Genomic DNA, 16,706 nt, shown 5'->3' with positions numbered 1-16,706 from the left:
ACAAATCTGGACTAACCCAACATTAAAATATTAAATACCATGAATTACAACAACTTCAATCACATAAAACCTTTAAAAAAAGAAGTTTGGGATAAGGTAAACCTAAACTATATTGCAAAATCAATTGTAGAATTGATGCACGAAAAATTAGCTGAACCAACGCTGATCAGTACAGATGAGCAAGGAAATTCTGATTTCCGTCTCACTACAGATTCTGAAGAAATTTATTATACTTTTTCTGGTCAGCAACGTGCTTTAGATTACCTGCATATCGATAAACAGAGTATCAAAAAAATTGTAAATAGCGAAAGTGTAGCCGTAAACAACGCTCCGGCTTTTTATACAGAACTACAACAGACTTTCGGTATTAAACCATTTACTTTAGCTCATTTTGTTGAAGAAACCCTAAATACCTTATATGCCGATGCTTACATTCATCAAAAAGGCAGGTTAACCGCTGATGAATTAGCCAATGCAGATTACCAGACCATAGAACATCAAATGGATGGACATCCCTGGGCCACCATCAACAAAGGACGAATCGGTTTTAACCATAGCGATCAAGGCAAATATGCTCCAGAAGCTGCTCAAAGAACGCAATTGGCTTGGTTAGCGGTACATAAAACAAGAGCCGAATTTAAAAGTATCGAAAGTATTTCTCCATTTTCTTTTTATAATGAAGAACTCAGCTTAAAGCAGGTTCACGATTTTAATCAGGTATTAATCCAACAGCAGTTACCACCTGAAGATTATTTTTTTATCCCTGTGCACGAGTGGCAATGGAACAATAAAATCATATTACAGCTTGCACACGATATTGCCCATAACTTAATCGTCCCTGTTGGTTTAGGCAATGATGAATACATGTGCCAAAACAGCATCCGTACCTTCTTTAACGTAAGTGAGCCTAAAAAACATTATGTAAAAACGGCCATTTCGATCCTAAATACCTCGATCTTCAGGGGCTTATCGCCCAAAAAACTGGCTATTGCACCAAAGGTAACCCAGTGGGCAAAAGACATGCTCCAGGGTGATGAGTATTTAAAACAGACGCGAGTAGTGCTTTTGGGCGAGGTGGCAACAGTAGCCTATACCCATCCACAATACAGTGAAATTCCGGATTCTCCATATCAGTATCAGGAATTTTTAGGGGCGATTTGGCGCGAGAGTGCCGAAAATTATTTGCTGGAAGGCGAAAACATCATGACCATGGCGAGTCTGCTTTATGTAGATGACAATGGGAAAAGCATGGTTGAGGCTTTGATAGAAAAATCTGGCCTGGATGCAGAAAGCTGGTTAAATGCCTATCTGTCTGCGTATTTAAAACCTGTATTAAGGATTTTTTACAAACATGCTTTTTTCTTTAGTCCGCATGGCGAAAACACCATTTTGGTAATGAAAAACGGCGTACCAGCGCGCATTATTATTAAAGATTTTGTTGAAGAAATTGTATTAACAGAAGAATCGAAAGCAAAATTACCGAATGATCTGGTAGATGTTTTAAGGGAGATTAATGATGAATTAGCCCCTTTATTTATCCTCTCAGGGATATTTGATGCCGTTTTCAGATACCTCGGCAACATTTTCCATAGCTACGTAGGCTTGGATGAAAAACAGTTCTGGCGTCAGGTGGCTGATGTGATTTTAGAATTTCAACAGGAAAACCCAGAATTGACTCCAAAATTCGAAAAATTCGACCTGTTTGTGCCCGAATTTATCAGAGTGTGTATTAACCGCGTAAGGTTGTTAACCCACGGTTATAGCGAAAGCACTGATGTCCCGGTTCCGGAGCTGATTGGAACGTTAGTTAACCCTGCGGCAGAAGCTTTGAAGGAAGATATTCTAGCTTAATGTGCAGTCAGATGTCCCATCGGACTTTCTATAAATTAAATGATTACCAAAGATAAAATCGTCTCAGTGTCAGATGGCAACGTCTGACACCACGAAAAAATAAATCGTCATTGCGAAGCACGAAGCAATCTTACAACTATCGCTACTAGCGACCGCATTAAGATTGCTTCGTCGGCTGAAAAAGCCTCCTCGCAATGACGATACAATTCTTTAAACTACAAAAATAGTTTATATCGATAAAATCATTATCTTGCTCTATAAATTATCGCATTAATGAGAGCCCTATTATTTATCTTTTTATCGACACTTTTATTCGAAACCCCAACAATTGAAAAAGATCGCGATCGATGGAAACCTTATTATACGGATACCGCCCCAGCAAAAACAGCCGATAACTGGTTTCTTCCTTTTGACGTAACTAACCGTAAGAGAATAAACAACATTAAAATCATAAGCATTTTTGGCGATCATAGAGATAGTTATGTTAAAGGTCATATCCACACGGCTATTGATATTAATCCTGCACAACCTAAAGCGAAACTGGTTAATGTTTACGCCATGGCCAATGGAATAGTCTGCTCTGTGCATTTGGGTGAAAACCAACGTACAGTTGTGCTAAAACATAAACTACCGAGTGGATTAACCATGTTTACCACTTACAAACACCTTAAAGAAATTTATGTAAGGAACGGCCAAAATGTTGATCAAAATACCAAACTGGCCAGGTTATTTACGCCTCAGGAAAGTAAAAAATATGGGGGCGATTACCATCACCTTCATTTAGAGATCAGAAAAAAATTTGATGATTATGGCTGTGCAAGCTGGCTAACTTTTAATAATAAACAACTGAACGAACGGTTTTATAACCCTCAGGCATTTATAAAAGAACATATCAAATAGTTGTAAATAAAAAACGCGCATTTCCGAGTACTTCGAAAATGCGCTACGAGACAATTAAAATAAGTGGTTATAAATATTGTTAGTGTCAGAACAAAAAATATCTGACACAGCATTTAAATCTTAATAAGTAAATTTAGGTTTCCCATTATCGCAGGTTACTCCTTTTGGCTGTATTACCAACGCACAATCTGAATATACGCCCCATTTTTCATTGTAATCGGCCTGTAGTTTGGTAAATTGTTCAACCTTTTTCAGAAAAGTACTTTCATCTATTTTTATAGAATAAGCAATATAGCCTGATGCGCCTCCGCAGGCTTTAGATCCAATGGCAGTGAATTTCCATTCGCCGGCATTTTCACAGGTAAACTGCTGGGCTGATTTTTCGATGTCCTTATAAAGCCCTTCTAATTCTGTCTGATCAACATTCCGCATGGGTTCGTCGCGATCAGTACAAGCCCATATCAAACTCATTACCAGTACAATTGAAGTTAAGATAAATAGCGTCCGTTTCATCGTTTGTTAATTTAACCTAAAACGGGAATTAAAATAAAAACGCTACATCCCTTAAGAATTCTTAAGACCTATGAGCTTTATTGGCAATATGTTAATAAACCTCATAGGTCTAGAAGCTTTAAGTTAGTTTACCGGAGGAAAATTATAAGGTTTCCATGCACGGAGCACGCTCAGTTCTTTCTGTGTTTCTTCGCTTATGCCTACGCCCCAGGTGTTAAAAAATGGAGCTAAATTTCTTTTTACCACATTAGAATACGTTTTTACCCATAAATCGCGTTTTTGCTGATCGTTTAACCTGCCTATACTTGGTCCGATTTTTTGGTATTCTTTAAAAAACGCTTTAAAACTTTCCCATCCAAAACCTTCCTGCATCTGGCGGAACATGATCAGGCCTAAAAAGGCATCACCTTTCCATTTTTCATAACTCGCACCTTCGGCAAAATATTTTTTCATCATCTTTTGCGTATTTGCACTTGATACACCAGTATGTGAATCGTCCCGTCCGCCCATTAACCTATCGAACATATAGATTGAAAAGAAGTTATTGCTCACTTCGGTAGTGCCACCAAAAACCCAGTTCAGATTTTGCATGTTGTGACCAATTTCGTGAAAAAAGCCCCAATTTGCACCACCCTTGCTTGGTTTCATCAATAACTCAGGGTTGGCCATAATTTCGTTCGAGAGCATCTTTCTGGATGGCGAATGGTGGATCATAATCGGATAACCGCTATGCATGTATCCTCCGCCAATATGTTCATCGGGCACCATCCGTTGAGCCCTGTAAAACGGTGCTGGCATATTGGCCAGATCTAATTCTCCAAGTACAACTAAATCCCATAGTTTTAATACTTCTTCAGGGTTTTTGATGGTTTGCAATACACTATCAGGCAAAGTTAAAATCACATTTTCAGTGGCCATCTCGCCCCAAGGTGCTTTATTGTTTTTTAATTGACTCTCCCAATCACTTTGCGTGCTTTTGCCCAACACAAAAAGTGGAGCTGCAACAGCATGGCTAATTTTGAAATCAATTTTTCTACTTTCTGCCTTAGGTTTAATATTGATGTAGATCAGTCCACCGAAAGGAGAGGCTAATCTGTTTTTACCAATTACCAATTGTTGTTTCTTGGTTATAATTGGCATCCTGCGCCAATCTTCCTTACCAGCTACCCAATAGTTTAAGCGATCGCTATGCGCACCAATTTGCACTTCAAGCTCGTTTACATTGGTGTTCTTGGGCACATCAATTTCTATATAGTCACCAGCTTTTGCATATAAACCTGTACTGTACATGGTCGCATTATCGTAACCAGAATACCCCAAGGTTGATACGATAGACACTAAACTATCGGCCATTTTTTTATGCTCGATGCTTACCGTTTTATTCATAAACTGAAAACCAGTCTTTACTGTACCTGGAAAAACCTCAGCTGATGGCTGTGCTTTGATATTCTTATAGTCGGTACTTTTTAAAGTTTCATCGCTCCATTTGGCAATGGCTTTTCTAAAAGCAGTATCGTTTTTTGAAAGGGTGTGTTGTGGTGTAATGACAACTGTTGCCGGATCTTTTGCTGCATCTTAGGCAAAGGTACTTAAGCCTGTTGCTACTAATGCAAGGGATAATAGTGATTTCATTTTTGTTTGTGTGTTTGGTTTGTTGTTATTTAGGTGTTATACTTTTTTTAAGCGGAAAACCTTCGTTTCATGAGCAGTTACTTCACCATTCCACTTAGTATTTTTGCCAATTACTTTATGTTGCCATAAATCTTTGATCTCATATTTACCAGTCAGGCCTAATTCGGCAAAATTTATTTTTGCATTTTGAGCAGCTGTCGATTTATTTAAAATCGCTATCGCGAAATCTCCATTGGCTAAAGGACGAACAAAAACATCCCAGATATCGGTTTTGATTTTTCTTTCGGCCTGTTTGCCCAAAACATCTTGGTTTAATGCAATTACTTCTTGGTTTGTGAAAATGGTTTTTGCTTCATTATCCATTTTACGGATATCGCAACTTGCATATAATGGCGAATTAAGCATGCTGTATAAACTCATTTGGCTTTGATATTCAGCTTGGGTACAACCTTTGCCATTAAAAGCTGATGAAGGGCCTTTTGTGCCGTGTAAACCCGCCACTAACATATCTCCATCGTTCCATCTACCAGGGCCTGAAAAGCTGGCCAATCCTGCTGTTTTATCTATAACGTTGTAAATACCTACTCCTCCCTTACCTTCTACATCATTCCATTTGTCTCTGATATCGTAAGTAGTACGCCAGCTTTGTCCGCCAACCTGCGCACCCCAGTTCCAAGGTTCGCGCGGACCCCACTCGCAGATGCCCAACACAATTTCTCTACCCGATTTGCGTAGCGCCTGCGCTATTTTACCATAACGGGCTTTAGCTGTTTCAACATCCTCTGGTGCGTTGCAATAGTCATATTTTAAATAATCTATCCCCCACGAAGCAAAAGTTTTGGCATCCTGGTCTTCAAAATTTAAACTTGCGGTATAACCACCACAGGTTAAAGGAGCAGCATCAGAATAGATGCCCAATTTCATCCCTTTGTTATGCAAGTAATCAGCCAGGGCTTTAATGCCTGAAGGAAATTTCTTTGGATCGGCAATAATCTTGTTTTTATTATCGCGGCCACCTTGCCAACAATCATCTAAAAAAATATACTGATAGCCTGCTTTCACCATCCCACTGGCAACCATTGCATCGGCCATTTCTTTAATATCTTTTTCGTTCGGATTTTCGGACATGATGTTCCAGCTCATCCAGCCCATTGGTGGTGTAGCAGCTAGTTTTGATTCCTGTGCAAAGCTGATTTGAGCAAATAACAATAGGGGTAAACAGATTTTGATAAATTTCATATTATTCTTTGATTAGAAAGTTCTTCAATTCTTTAGGAAATGGTCGTCATTCCCGCGCAGGCGGGAATCTTAATGCTCCTGTTTTAAGATTCCCACTCCGATAGCTATCGGAGTGGGAATGACGAACCGCCTATATTATTTAATTGGCTTGATATAATAGCTGTACTGGTAATCTTTAAATGGGATCTGGTATTGAATTAATGGCATAGAACCCCAGCTATCAATCCCTTGAACACCCAATTGCTGCATATCCATGTGCACATAAATCTGGTTGCGTTTTACCAGTTCGCCGGAGTGATATTGTTTTTTCTCTGCCTCTGGATCTAAATCTTCTACCGAATATGGCAATGCATTAAAACTCAATAACTGATCGGCAAATTCGAAACGTAAGCCCTTACCTGCTTTATTGGTAAAAGTTACCCAACGTACATCGGTTTTATTACCACTTTCCTGTGGACGTGCATAAGGGAAATACTGATCTGCAACCGTTGATTTATAAGTACCAATTAAGGAAGCCGTTTTTCTATCTACATAATTTTCGCCCGGACCACGGCCATACCACTGGATATTGCTGTAATCATTTTTAAGCTGCAGATCGTTACCGATACGCATTAAACTTTTGTAGTTGCCTGTTACAGCTTTAAATTGATTATTTACTTTTACAGTGCCATCAGCAGATACATTAAATTCTTGTATGTTTTCTGCATCACCTTTAAGTAGAGACGATTTAATGGTTAGGGTAAAGCCATCAGCGGTTGAATTTACAGTTGATTTAATATTGCCTGCACTGTTATCCTGATACACATTACGCCACATACGTAATTTCGTATTTAAGCCTGCACCGATATCGTTGTCGGTTGGTGCACGGTAAAATCCTGGTTGTAAGCCTGAAGCCAATAATTCTTGTCCTTTAGAAACATAACTTGTTAACATTCCCTTAGTTAAATCGAAAGTGATGGTAAAATCACTTCCTTTAACCACTGCTTTTTCTGTAGTTTGCTCAATCTTTAAAGATTTCTTGTTGCTGTTATAAACATTGGGTTTTGGTGCTCCAGCCAATGCAATCTGCTCATACGCAATCTCATAACCTTTTTCTAAAAATGGTTCAGCAGTTTTTAAGCGATAGCGAACGTTTAAGAAATATTCTTTACCCGTGGTATAATTGGTTTTAAATGGCAAGCTTAACATTTGCGTTTGACGTGCACCAACATTCAGGTTACTTACCACACCAGTTTGAATCACTTTTCCATCTTCTACCAATTCCCAATTTAACTGCACATTGCTGATATCTTTAAAGAAATAGCTGTTGTTTACATTAATCTGGTTGGTACCGTTAAAGGTAGTTTTGATATATTGGTGCACTTTTTTCAATTCTACTGCCATTGGCGTCATACCACGGTAGGCGGTAACCACACCCTTTACGCAGAAATCGTTATCGCTAAAGTTTTCATCAACTGGTCCACTTAGCGGGAAATCGCCGCCATAAGCCATAATGCGTTTACCATTTTTAACGGTATCAATTGCCTGGTCTATCCACTCCCAAACAAAACCGCCCTGTAGTTTAGGGTTGTTTTCTATGGCATCCCAATATTCTTTAAAATTACCCAAACTGTTACCCATAATATGAGCATACTCGCTCATAATAAACGGACGCGTTTCTTTATCCTGTTTGGAATAGCGCGGCAGATAATTTGGTGAAGGATATTGCGGAACAATCATATCTGTATTGAAGTCGCTCTCGGCTCTTTCGTACTGTACAGGACGGAAATCTTTGCCTTTAAGCCATTGGTAAGCTTCGTAAAAATTAACACCATTACCAGCTTCATTACCTAACGACCAGGTAATTACCGAAGCATGGTTTTTATCTCTTTCGTACATTCTGGTAATGCGTTCGAGATGTGGAATACGCCATTGTTTATCGTTGGCAAATGAGGTTTCTAAACTATAATAGCGGCCATGCGATTCGATATTGGCTTCATCAATTACATATAAACCATATTCATCACAAAGTTCCATCCAATAAGGATCGGGCGGATAATGAGAATGACGAACTGCATTTACATTCAGTTTTTTCATCATTTCCATATCTTTTTCCATATCGGCATGAGTTAAAGTATGGCCTTGTGTAGCATTATGTTCGTGCCTGTTTACTCCTTTTAAAAACACACGTTTACCATTAACGAGTAGATCACTGCCTTTAATTTCTACTGAACGGAAACCCACACGTTGTGGAATTACCTCTATTATTTTATTGTTTTTATCTTTTAAAGTGATGTAAAGCGTATATAAATAGGGAATCTCTGCCGACCAGTTTTTCACATTACTGATCTGTGTTTTAAAAGAAAGATCGGTTTTATAATTGCCCAGCACCTTTTGGATTGTGGTCGCATCTTTCCAAACGTTATTTCCCTTAGCATCAACCAGATCCAGTGCTACAAAAAAACTATCGGGACGGCTATGGTTAGTGCGCTGATCGATTTTATAATTTTCTACCGCTAAATCTACATTTAGCAATCCGTTGGTATAAGTGGCGTCCAAATTTCCAATAACTTTAAAATCGCGGATATCTAATTTTGGAGTCGAATAAAGATAAACTTCGCGTTCTATCCCCGAAATGCGCCACATATCCTGGCATTCTAAATAACTGCCATCGCTCCACCTGTAAACCTGCAGTGCAATGGTATTTTCACCAGGTTTAACATATTTGGTAATATCGAACTCTGCAGCCAGTTTGCTATCTTCACTATAACCAACTTTTTTACCGTTTACCCAGATATAAAAGGCCGATTTAACGGCACCTAAACTGATAAACACCTGCCTACCGTCCCAATTTGCAGGGATATTGATTTTCTTCCGGTACGAACCTACCGGATTATTATCAGCAGGAATATCGAAAGGAGGGTTCATTTTGGCTCCCGTTAATTGCCTGCCTGCAAATTCGTATGGTTGGTTTACATAAATTGGAGTACCATAACCATTGGTTTCCCAGTTGGCAGGTACTTTAAAATTATCCCAGCCCTTATCATCAAAATCTACTTTATAAAAATCTGCAGGTCTTTTACGTGGGTCTTTTACCCAGTTAAACTTCCAGGCACCATTTAATGATAAAAAATATGCTGATTTTTCTTTAGCTCTTTTAGTTGCTAAATCTTGATTTTCGAAAGCAAAAGCTGATACCCGCATAGGCAAGCGGTTTACTGAAACCACTTCGGGGGTTTGCAGTTCGGAGGGCAGATCTTGCGCGCTGATTTGCCCGGCAATAAATAATGATGTAAATAAAATGGTTAATTTTCTCTTCATTTTGTGTGTATAATTTTGGTTTGTTGATCCAAATTACTGATGATTAACTGATAATGATGAAAATGTTTTAGCGCAAACGTTTGAGTTTTAAATATGTTACTGTTTACAAAATTTCAGTTTACACTTACTCTTTTTTCGATAAAACTTCAAAACTTACTTACGATTAGCATGAACAAAAGCATAAATAATGCTTATTATGATATAATAAGAGTAAATCTCAATTATTTAGCCTTAAAAGATCCTTTTGTTATGCTTAATGAAGAATAAAATATCCATCGCAACATAAAAGATAAACAGAGATTATTATAGACTGAAATCAGTTTCAGCAGACTAATACTAACCAGAATCGCTGGATTGACCATTTAAGACGAAAACGACTTAAATAACTTAGGGTTATGAAATTTAGAAGCAAAAATGCCTGCTCTGTAGTTAAAATACACAAACGTTTGCGCTAAGATATAAAGAAGCTTTAATGTCTTTTTTGATTATGTTAGTAAGCTAAACCAAAATTATAGAACCAAATTAATGCCAATCTCAAGATTTCCGCTGGACAGACAAATGGACATGATGGACTGTGGTCCTGCATGTTTGAAAATGATTGCCAAATACTACGGTAAATTTTATTCTTTGCAATATATGCGGGATAAATGTGGTATTACTAAAGAAGGGGTATCTTTTTTAGACCTAAGTCATGCCGGTGAGGCCATCGGACTTCGTACCCTTTCCATAAAATGTACTGTTGAAGACCTGCTGCATAAAATTCCTTTACCAGCCATTGTTCATTGGGATAACAGCCATTTTGTTATTGTTTATAAAACGAAGGCAAAGAAAGGTTTAGATTTAAGTCAGGGCACTATTTATGTTGCCGACCCAGCAAGAGGTTATGTAAGCTACAAATCCGACGAATTCGATTCAAAAACCATAAAAAAAGGCTATGCTGAAGAGCAGGAAAAACTCGTTTTAATGGCTATCGAGCCTCAGGCAGATTTCTACGAAAGGCAGGCTAATGAAAAAATAGATCGACGCAAGACTTTTTATAATTTCTTAAATTATTTCAGACCCTACAAAAAAAGCTTTATCAATCTGTTCGTGGTAATGTTACTGGTAACCATACTACAAGGCTTTTTACCATTCATCAGTAAGGCGGTAATAGATGTAGGGATACAAACACACGACCTCAACTTTATCAATGTAGTTCTTATTGCAAACATTGCTATTTATTTAAGCATACTGCTGAGTAATATGGCAAGAGACTGGATTCTGCTTCACGTTACCTCAAGGGTAAATATAGCGTTGATTTCTGATTACCTAATCAAATTAATGGTGTTGCCCATTACGTTTTTTGAGAACAAAATGACTGGTGATATTTTGCAAAGGGCCCAGGACCACGAACGTATCAGGAGTTTTATTATGAACAACTCACTGAACATGGTTTTTTCTACCCTTACGTTCATTGTATTTGGGGTGATTATGCTCATTTATAATACGGTCATTTTTTGGATCTTCCTGATCGGTAGCATCATATATATTGCCTGGGTTATGGCCTTTTTAAAGCTAAGAAAAAAGTTAGACTGGGAGTATTTTGAACTGGTTAGTAAAAATCAAAGTTATTGGGTGGAGACTATTGCGAGTATACAGGATATCAAAATCAATAATTACGAAAAACCGAAGAGATGGAAATGGGAAGATATCCAGGCGAGGTTATATCAGGTTAATTTAAGGGTTTTAAGCGTTACCAACACCCAAAATTTAGGTGCTCAGTTTATAGATAATTTAAAAAATCTGTTTATTACTTTTTTCTGTGCTAAAGCAGTAATTAGTGGCGAAATGACATTTGGGGTAATGATTTCTACACAGTTCATCATCGGGATGTTAAATGCACCTGTGGTACAGTTTATTCAATTCATTATTTCCTTTCAGTTTGCCCAAATTTCATTTTTGCGTTTAAATGAAATCCATCAGCTTGAAGATGAAACAGAAAATGTTGGGACAAACCCAATTGACCTGCCACAAGACAAAAGCCTGGTTATTAATAATCTGGGCTTTCAATACACGCCCACCTCTAATCCTGTATTAAGAGGCGTACGACTGATTATACCAGAAGGTAAAGTAACGGCTATTGTTGGAGATAGTGGAAGTGGAAAATCGACCTTATTGAAATTGTTGCTGCGCTTATACAAACCCAGTTATGGTGATATTAAAATTGGCAACATGAATGTCAATAATATTAGTCTTAAACAATGGCGGGATAAATGTGGAGCGGTAATGCAGGATGGAAAAATTTTTAACGATACAATTTTAAATAATGTAGTGCTAGATGATGAAAAAATAGATTACGAAAGACTTAAAAAGGCCTTGGATACGGCAAATATTGCATCTGAAATTGAGGCCTTGCCTTTGGGTTATCAAACCATGATGGGTGAACAAGGGCGAGGCTTAAGCGGAGGTCAAAAGCAGCGGGTTTTAATTGCAAGAGCCTTATACAAAAATCCCGATTATTTATTTTTCGATGAAGCAACCAATAGTTTAGATACGCTAAACGAGAAGAAAATTGTTGATGCCCTGGACCAGGTTTTTAAAGAGAAAACAGTTATCGTTATTGCACACCGTTTGAGTACGATACGTAAAGCCGATCAGATTGTGGTAATGCAAGGAGGAACTATTGTAGAAATGGGTAATCATCAATCATTAATGACCCAAAAGGGGAAATATTTCCAATTGGTGCAATCGCAAATAGAGATTGCTGAAACGGTAGAACCTTTAAATTAACATATCTTATACTAACAAAATGCACAAGGATTCTGAAATCTATCACCATAAACAGCGTACAGAGCAGGTACAACATATTATAGAAAGAATGCCCACTAAGTTTGGTTTATGGGTAAGTGTAATTGTAGGCTTTATTTTTATATTACTTTTTGTATTTGGATGGCTTGTACGCTATCCGGATGTTGTGCCCGGGCAAATTGTGGTCAATTCAAATGTTTCGCCTATTAAGTTAGTTGCAAATGGCAGTGGCAAATTAAAACTCAATGGAATTAAATCAATGGATGTGGTTAAAGAAGGGCAAATTATTGCGTATATAGAAAACCCCACAAATCCAGCTATTGTTTTCTATGTAGATAGCATGCTTAAGGGCTTTAATCCTTCAAAAGAGTCTATTCTTATCCTTAAAAACCGGTTACCAAGTACTCTATCATTAGGTGAGTTAAACAGCAAATATTATGCTTTTGTAAACAGCCTGCAAGAATACACCAATTATAAATATGATAAACTATTTGATAAACAAGGGCAAAATTTGGCAGATTTATTGGTAGAACAGGAAAAAGCCATGGAGAGTGCCAAAAACAGAGTCGACATGGCTAAAAAATCATTAACCTATGCCCATAAGTTTTATCAAAGAGACTCTACACTTTTTAAAAACAAGGTAATCAGTGAATCGGAGCTTGATAAAACGGAGATGAGTTACCTCGCTAACAAGGATGCATTACAGGGTGCTATTAATAACCTGGTGCAAACCAAACAAGGTAGCCGGCAAACTGAAGGAAAAATACAAGAGCTCGACATTCAAAAGCCTGAAAAGAACAGTGAATTGAATATTAAACTTATTTCTGCTTATAACGATCTTGTTGATAATATTAAAAGCTGGGAACAACGTTATGTCTTTAGGGCGCCCTTTGGAGGGAAAGTACAGTTTTTAAAATTTTACAACGAAAATCAATTTTTACAAAGTGGCGAACAAGTATTTACCATTATACCTAATGATGAAGAGCCTCTTGGCCAGGTTGTTTTACCTGCAAATGGATCAGGAAAGGTTAAGATTGGCCAGGAGGTAATCGTGAAACTGGATAATTATCCTTACATGGAGTATGGAAGTATAAAAGGTCATGTTACCTCTATTTCGCTAACCAGCAACACGGAAAAAACAGAAAAAGGAGATGTGGAAACCTACCTGGCTTTAGTTAAGTTTGATGATGGCCTTAAAACCAATTATGGGAAAAGGCTCGACTTTAAAGCCGAAGCTAAGGGCAGTGCTGAGATTATAACCAATGACCGGAAATTGATTCAAAGATTATTTGATAACCTCAAATACGTAGTGACTAAATAAAAATTAACTTAGGTAAAGTTGAATGGTTTTTTCTGCCATATGTTTAGCTGTAAAATGCCCTTCAAATAAAGTCCTACCGTTTTTGCTCAGTCTATTTCTCAATTCGGGGTTTTTGTAAAGACTTAACATTTGAGCGGCAAGATTTTTTTCGTTAACTCTTCCTAAAGTATCTGTTTCTGCTTTAATCACATTTATTTTATCCTCAAAAGGTTTTTCGAATGCCGGGATATCTGAAACTATTATTGGAAGTTGATTAGAAAGCATTTCCAATACCACATAACTGCTCTGTTCGGTAAAGGAAGGTACCAGGCCCACATTGGCAATTGTATAGTAATTATTGATTTTCGATTTATCCACATAGCCGGCAAACACCACCCTGGCACAAAAATCAGCGCACATTTTGGTATATACCCCAAAATCTCCTGCCCCAACAATTAGCAACTTAGCATTTGGAATATTTTTCAAAAGTTTACCAAATGTCTTAACTAATAGATCGAGTCCCTTTTGTTTATTCATTCTGCCAGCAAACAGAAAGATGAAATCATCTTCATCAAATCCCATTTTTCTCTTTTGGGCTGCGGTGTTAAGCTTCTTAACAGGATTTTTCAAATTCAAACCATTTGCAATTACTGAAGTTTTTTCAATAGCATTTTCACTGTAGTGTTTTTTCATAAAAGATTTACTATCCTCATTTAAACAAATTACATGATCGGCTATTTGATACATTTTTTTTTCGAACTGGATAGAGGTTACCCGCATCTTCTCCTTATCGTCCTTAGGCGCTGCACTGCTCCATTCTTTTAAGAACTTTTCATAATCATTTTCATAAAAAACCCGCCATAGCGAAACATGATTGGTGTAAATTAATTTAAAATCATATTCCTTGGCTAACTTTCCCAGCTCGTACTGCAAAACAAAATTTAAGTGAAAAACAACATCAGCCGGATCGTTAAAAAATTCCCCCAACAAACAGAAAATTTTTCTCGCTAAAATAGGCTTAATGGGAACTTCAACGTTTGGCTTAACAAGCTTATCATTAAAAGAAATCTTTATTTCATCCGCATTTGCATTTATTGGCTTTATCGAGAAGTCATCAGTTTCATTGAATACAATTTTCACAAAATATAATTTGAAAAAACTTTCTTTTTCAGCGAGTGCTTCTATCAGTTGATTGGCATAGGTACCAATACCGTGCCCAACGGCGTCGGACGGGGTTTCGAATAAGAAAATTTTTTTCATAGGTAATTGAGCAATTTGTAATAATCATATTGCTCTTTAAAATCTCTTTTGAGTGCAAATAACATTTCTATGCCTAGGTCTATTTTCTGGTAATAAGTTACCCCCTTTAAATTTTGCTCCAGTAGGGTCTTTTCCAACTTTGGCAAGCTTTCTTTTTTAAGGTTTTTCATTGATATCTCTTCCAAAAAATCCTTAGGTGTAATTTTATCATGTATTCCGCCCAGGCATTCAGTTTCGCCTATTGCGTTTAACACGAATGCTAAATCACTATTAAACGGAATAACATTTAAGGCCAGTTGCTTTTTAAATTCCTGAAAGAAAAAATTATAGGTCTTTACATAGTTCTTATCAAAGGCTATTAATAAATGAAGACAAAAAATAACGTTGCTTATATTTTCATCTTTGTCTAAGTTTAGCGTAGCCCTCTTTGAAAAAGCTATTTTTAAACGGTTATAAAGTTCTTTTGGTAATGTTTGTTGAAGATTTCTTTGCTCCATATAGAGCATCGCTATTAAAACCAGGCTAAATCTTGTTTGTGGTGCAGTAACCAGCTTAATACAATGATGATCTATTTCTGCCAGTAATTTATCTAGCGACAGATTCATAAAACCCCAATGATTGAACTTTAATAAATAAAGTCCAATCATTGGGTAAATAGTAATGGGTAAGTTTTTTTTTAGACCGCCACAATATGTTATTAACTCCTCTACCAGGGCAAAACCTAAATGATTATAATATTCATCCTGATTACTTTCAGCATATCTAAAAATATAAAAGATGGATTTAACGTGTTTTCGTAAATCTAAACCTTTATGCGTTAATGAATAATTATTATCTGTTAAAACAGTTTTGTTTAAAGCATCTAAAATTGACTTATTTTGCATGAAGGCTAATTAATAAGCGGATGTATAAAATACGTAACCACCAGAAAACTGATCTGCGTACATCGTTGCATCAAAAGGAAGAGCAGCAAAAGATTGATTGAACTGATCTATTATATAGCCTGAGGTCACATAGTCATAATAAACTGCCTTTCGATCTTCAGTAACTCCCTGAAAATATAATCTCTCGGGCGTATTATCATCGTAATCACCTACAAATTCTGGAGTTGAGCCATTTATGCCCACATACGCGCCTTTCGTATGAACATCACCGTCGTAAAAGGATGTTATGTATCCTCCTATTGTGAAATCTCCAAGATATTCTGATAGATTCGAAGGATTGTATATCCCTATTCCTCCTGCAACTGACAGTTGCTCATTTTGAGTTAATGTTTCAAAGTTATTTTTTAAGTCGTTTAATGTTTTAATTTTCATAGTTTACAGATTTAGGTTAATTATTTTATTGATTTATAAAATTTATTTAAAAACACTAGTAAATTGAATAAAAACGAACATAGCCGCCTGTAAACTGGTCATAATATTCGTGTATTACAGGCAAATTGGGATCTTCTGAAGGCATATCATAAGTATGGGCAAATGCTTCATTATTTGTATCTAAAAAATATCCTCCGGTAAGGTTATCTACATAATATGCCTTGTAATCTTCAGTAACGAACATAATCTGGAATCTGTTATTGTTCCAATCTCCGTAGCCGCTTGTAAAGCCACCACCATCTATTCCTGGCTCATAAGCAACCACATAGCCCCCTGAATTCCAATAATCATCATCATAAAAATAGGTTATATAACCAGCATTTGTAAAATCCATATCTCCTAAATACTGTGTAGGGTCTGTCGGACTGTAAATTCCTGTTCCACCAAGCATAGCTGCCTTCTCTGTACGGGTCAAAGTTTCAAAATTGCTTTCTACTTCTTTTAATGTTTTAATTTTCATAGTTTAAATTTTAAGTGTTAATTAATTATAGTTACTTCCTTATAGGCTAATTATTTTGCGACGATATATTGGCAATCAATCAAAAAGC

12 protein-coding genes are annotated in these 16,706 nt (G+C 36.9%); 4 read left to right on the top strand and 8 right to left on the bottom strand.

Going from position 1 to position 16,706, the window contains the following annotated elements:
- Positions 1–39: 39 nt before the first annotated feature.
- Both J7E57_RS23410 and J7E57_RS23405 read left to right on the top strand, forming a co-directional pair.
- Positions 40–1,851: an IucA/IucC family protein gene (locus J7E57_RS23410; RefSeq protein ID WP_215125620.1), complete on the top strand. Its 1,812-nt coding sequence runs from the start codon at positions 40–42 to the stop codon at positions 1,849–1,851.
- 273 nt (positions 1,852–2,124) lie between these two features.
- Complete coding sequence (locus tag J7E57_RS23405) at positions 2,125–2,751, top strand: M23 family metallopeptidase (protein WP_215125621.1); 627 nt, start codon at positions 2,125–2,127, stop codon at positions 2,749–2,751.
- A 120-nt stretch (positions 2,752–2,871) separates the two neighbouring features.
- Here the strand turns inward: J7E57_RS23405 and J7E57_RS23400 are convergent, their stop codons facing one another.
- From J7E57_RS23400 to J7E57_RS23385, 4 genes are all read right to left on the bottom strand, one after another.
- Entirely contained in the window at positions 2,872–3,264 is a 393-nt protein-coding gene (locus tag J7E57_RS23400) for a hypothetical protein (protein ID WP_215125622.1), read from the bottom strand.
- 123 nt (positions 3,265–3,387) lie between these two features.
- The gene (locus J7E57_RS23395) at positions 3,388–4,650 is read right to left on the bottom strand and encodes a M60 family metallopeptidase (protein ID WP_215125623.1); all 1,263 of its coding nucleotides are present in this window, start codon (positions 4,648–4,650) and stop codon (positions 3,388–3,390) included.
- A 282-nt stretch (positions 4,651–4,932) separates the two neighbouring features.
- A complete protein-coding gene (locus tag J7E57_RS23390) occupies positions 4,933–6,135 on the bottom strand; it encodes a glycoside hydrolase family 27 protein (RefSeq protein WP_215125624.1) in 1,203 nt (400 codons plus the stop codon).
- Positions 6,136–6,270: 135 nt separating this feature from the next.
- Positions 6,271–9,435 (bottom strand): glycoside hydrolase family 2 TIM barrel-domain containing protein, encoded by a 3,165-nt coding sequence (locus tag J7E57_RS23385; RefSeq protein WP_215125625.1) that lies wholly within the window; start codon positions 9,433–9,435, stop codon positions 6,271–6,273.
- Between the two features lie 525 nt (positions 9,436–9,960).
- Here J7E57_RS23385 and J7E57_RS23380 point away from each other — a divergent pair.
- Together J7E57_RS23380 and J7E57_RS23375 are read left to right on the top strand one after the other, a co-directional pair.
- Positions 9,961–12,204, top strand: a complete 2,244-nt coding sequence (locus J7E57_RS23380; protein ID WP_215125626.1) for a peptidase domain-containing ABC transporter — start codon at positions 9,961–9,963, stop codon at positions 12,202–12,204.
- Between the two features lie 19 nt (positions 12,205–12,223).
- The gene (locus J7E57_RS23375) at positions 12,224–13,543 is read left to right on the top strand and encodes an HlyD family secretion protein (RefSeq protein ID WP_215125627.1); all 1,320 of its coding nucleotides are present in this window, start codon (positions 12,224–12,226) and stop codon (positions 13,541–13,543) included.
- A gap of 3 nt (positions 13,544–13,546) precedes the next feature.
- Here J7E57_RS23375 and J7E57_RS23370 read toward each other — a convergent pair whose 3' ends face one another.
- The 4 genes from J7E57_RS23370 to J7E57_RS23355 are packed head-to-tail and all read right to left on the bottom strand — an operon-like array spanning position 13,547 to position 16,618.
- The gene (locus J7E57_RS23370; RefSeq protein ID WP_215125628.1) at positions 13,547–14,782 is read right to left on the bottom strand and encodes a glycosyltransferase family 4 protein; all 1,236 of its coding nucleotides are present in this window, start codon (positions 14,780–14,782) and stop codon (positions 13,547–13,549) included.
- The gene (locus J7E57_RS23365; RefSeq protein WP_215125629.1) at positions 14,779–15,666 is read right to left on the bottom strand and encodes a hypothetical protein; all 888 of its coding nucleotides are present in this window, start codon (positions 15,664–15,666) and stop codon (positions 14,779–14,781) included. Before J7E57_RS23365 ends, J7E57_RS23370 begins: the two co-directional genes overlap by 4 nt.
- A gap of 9 nt (positions 15,667–15,675) precedes the next feature.
- Entirely contained in the window at positions 15,676–16,098 is a 423-nt protein-coding gene (locus tag J7E57_RS23360) for a hypothetical protein (RefSeq protein ID WP_215125630.1), read from the bottom strand.
- A gap of 55 nt (positions 16,099–16,153) precedes the next feature.
- Positions 16,154–16,618: a hypothetical protein gene (locus J7E57_RS23355; protein WP_215125631.1), complete on the bottom strand. Its 465-nt coding sequence runs from the start codon at positions 16,616–16,618 to the stop codon at positions 16,154–16,156.
- Between the last annotated feature and the right edge of the window lie 88 nt (positions 16,619–16,706).

The sequence above is a fragment of the Pedobacter sp. ISL-64 genome (assembly GCF_018613605.1).
GTDB lineage: Bacteria > Bacteroidota > Bacteroidia > Sphingobacteriales > Sphingobacteriaceae > Pedobacter.
The sequence above is the reverse complement of the archived record's forward strand: the minus strand, read 5'-3'. Positions and strand labels throughout refer to the sequence as shown.

Coding starts and splice junctions, on each gene's coding strand:
- J7E57_RS23410 (WP_215125620.1), top strand. CDS start 40: ATGAATTACAACAACTTCAATCACATAAAACCTTTAAAAAAAGAAGTT.
- J7E57_RS23405 (WP_215125621.1), top strand. CDS start 2,125: ATGAGAGCCCTATTATTTATCTTTTTATCGACACTTTTATTCGAAACC.
- J7E57_RS23400 (WP_215125622.1), bottom strand. CDS start 3,264: ATGAAACGGACGCTATTTATCTTAACTTCAATTGTACTGGTAATGAGT.
- J7E57_RS23395 (WP_215125623.1), bottom strand. CDS start 4,650: ATGAATAAAACGGTAAGCATCGAGCATAAAAAAATGGCCGATAGTTTA.
- J7E57_RS23390 (WP_215125624.1), bottom strand. CDS start 6,135: ATGAAATTTATCAAAATCTGTTTACCCCTATTGTTATTTGCTCAAATC.
- J7E57_RS23385 (WP_215125625.1), bottom strand. CDS start 9,435: ATGAAGAGAAAATTAACCATTTTATTTACATCATTATTTATTGCCGGG.
- J7E57_RS23380 (WP_215125626.1), top strand. CDS start 9,961: ATGCCAATCTCAAGATTTCCGCTGGACAGACAAATGGACATGATGGAC.
- J7E57_RS23375 (WP_215125627.1), top strand. CDS start 12,224: ATGCACAAGGATTCTGAAATCTATCACCATAAACAGCGTACAGAGCAG.
- J7E57_RS23370 (WP_215125628.1), bottom strand. CDS start 14,782: ATGAAAAAAATTTTCTTATTCGAAACCCCGTCCGACGCCGTTGGGCAC.
- J7E57_RS23365 (WP_215125629.1), bottom strand. CDS start 15,666: ATGCAAAATAAGTCAATTTTAGATGCTTTAAACAAAACTGTTTTAACA.
- J7E57_RS23360 (WP_215125630.1), bottom strand. CDS start 16,098: ATGAAAATTAAAACATTAAACGACTTAAAAAATAACTTTGAAACATTA.
- J7E57_RS23355 (WP_215125631.1), bottom strand. CDS start 16,618: ATGAAAATTAAAACATTAAAAGAAGTAGAAAGCAATTTTGAAACTTTG.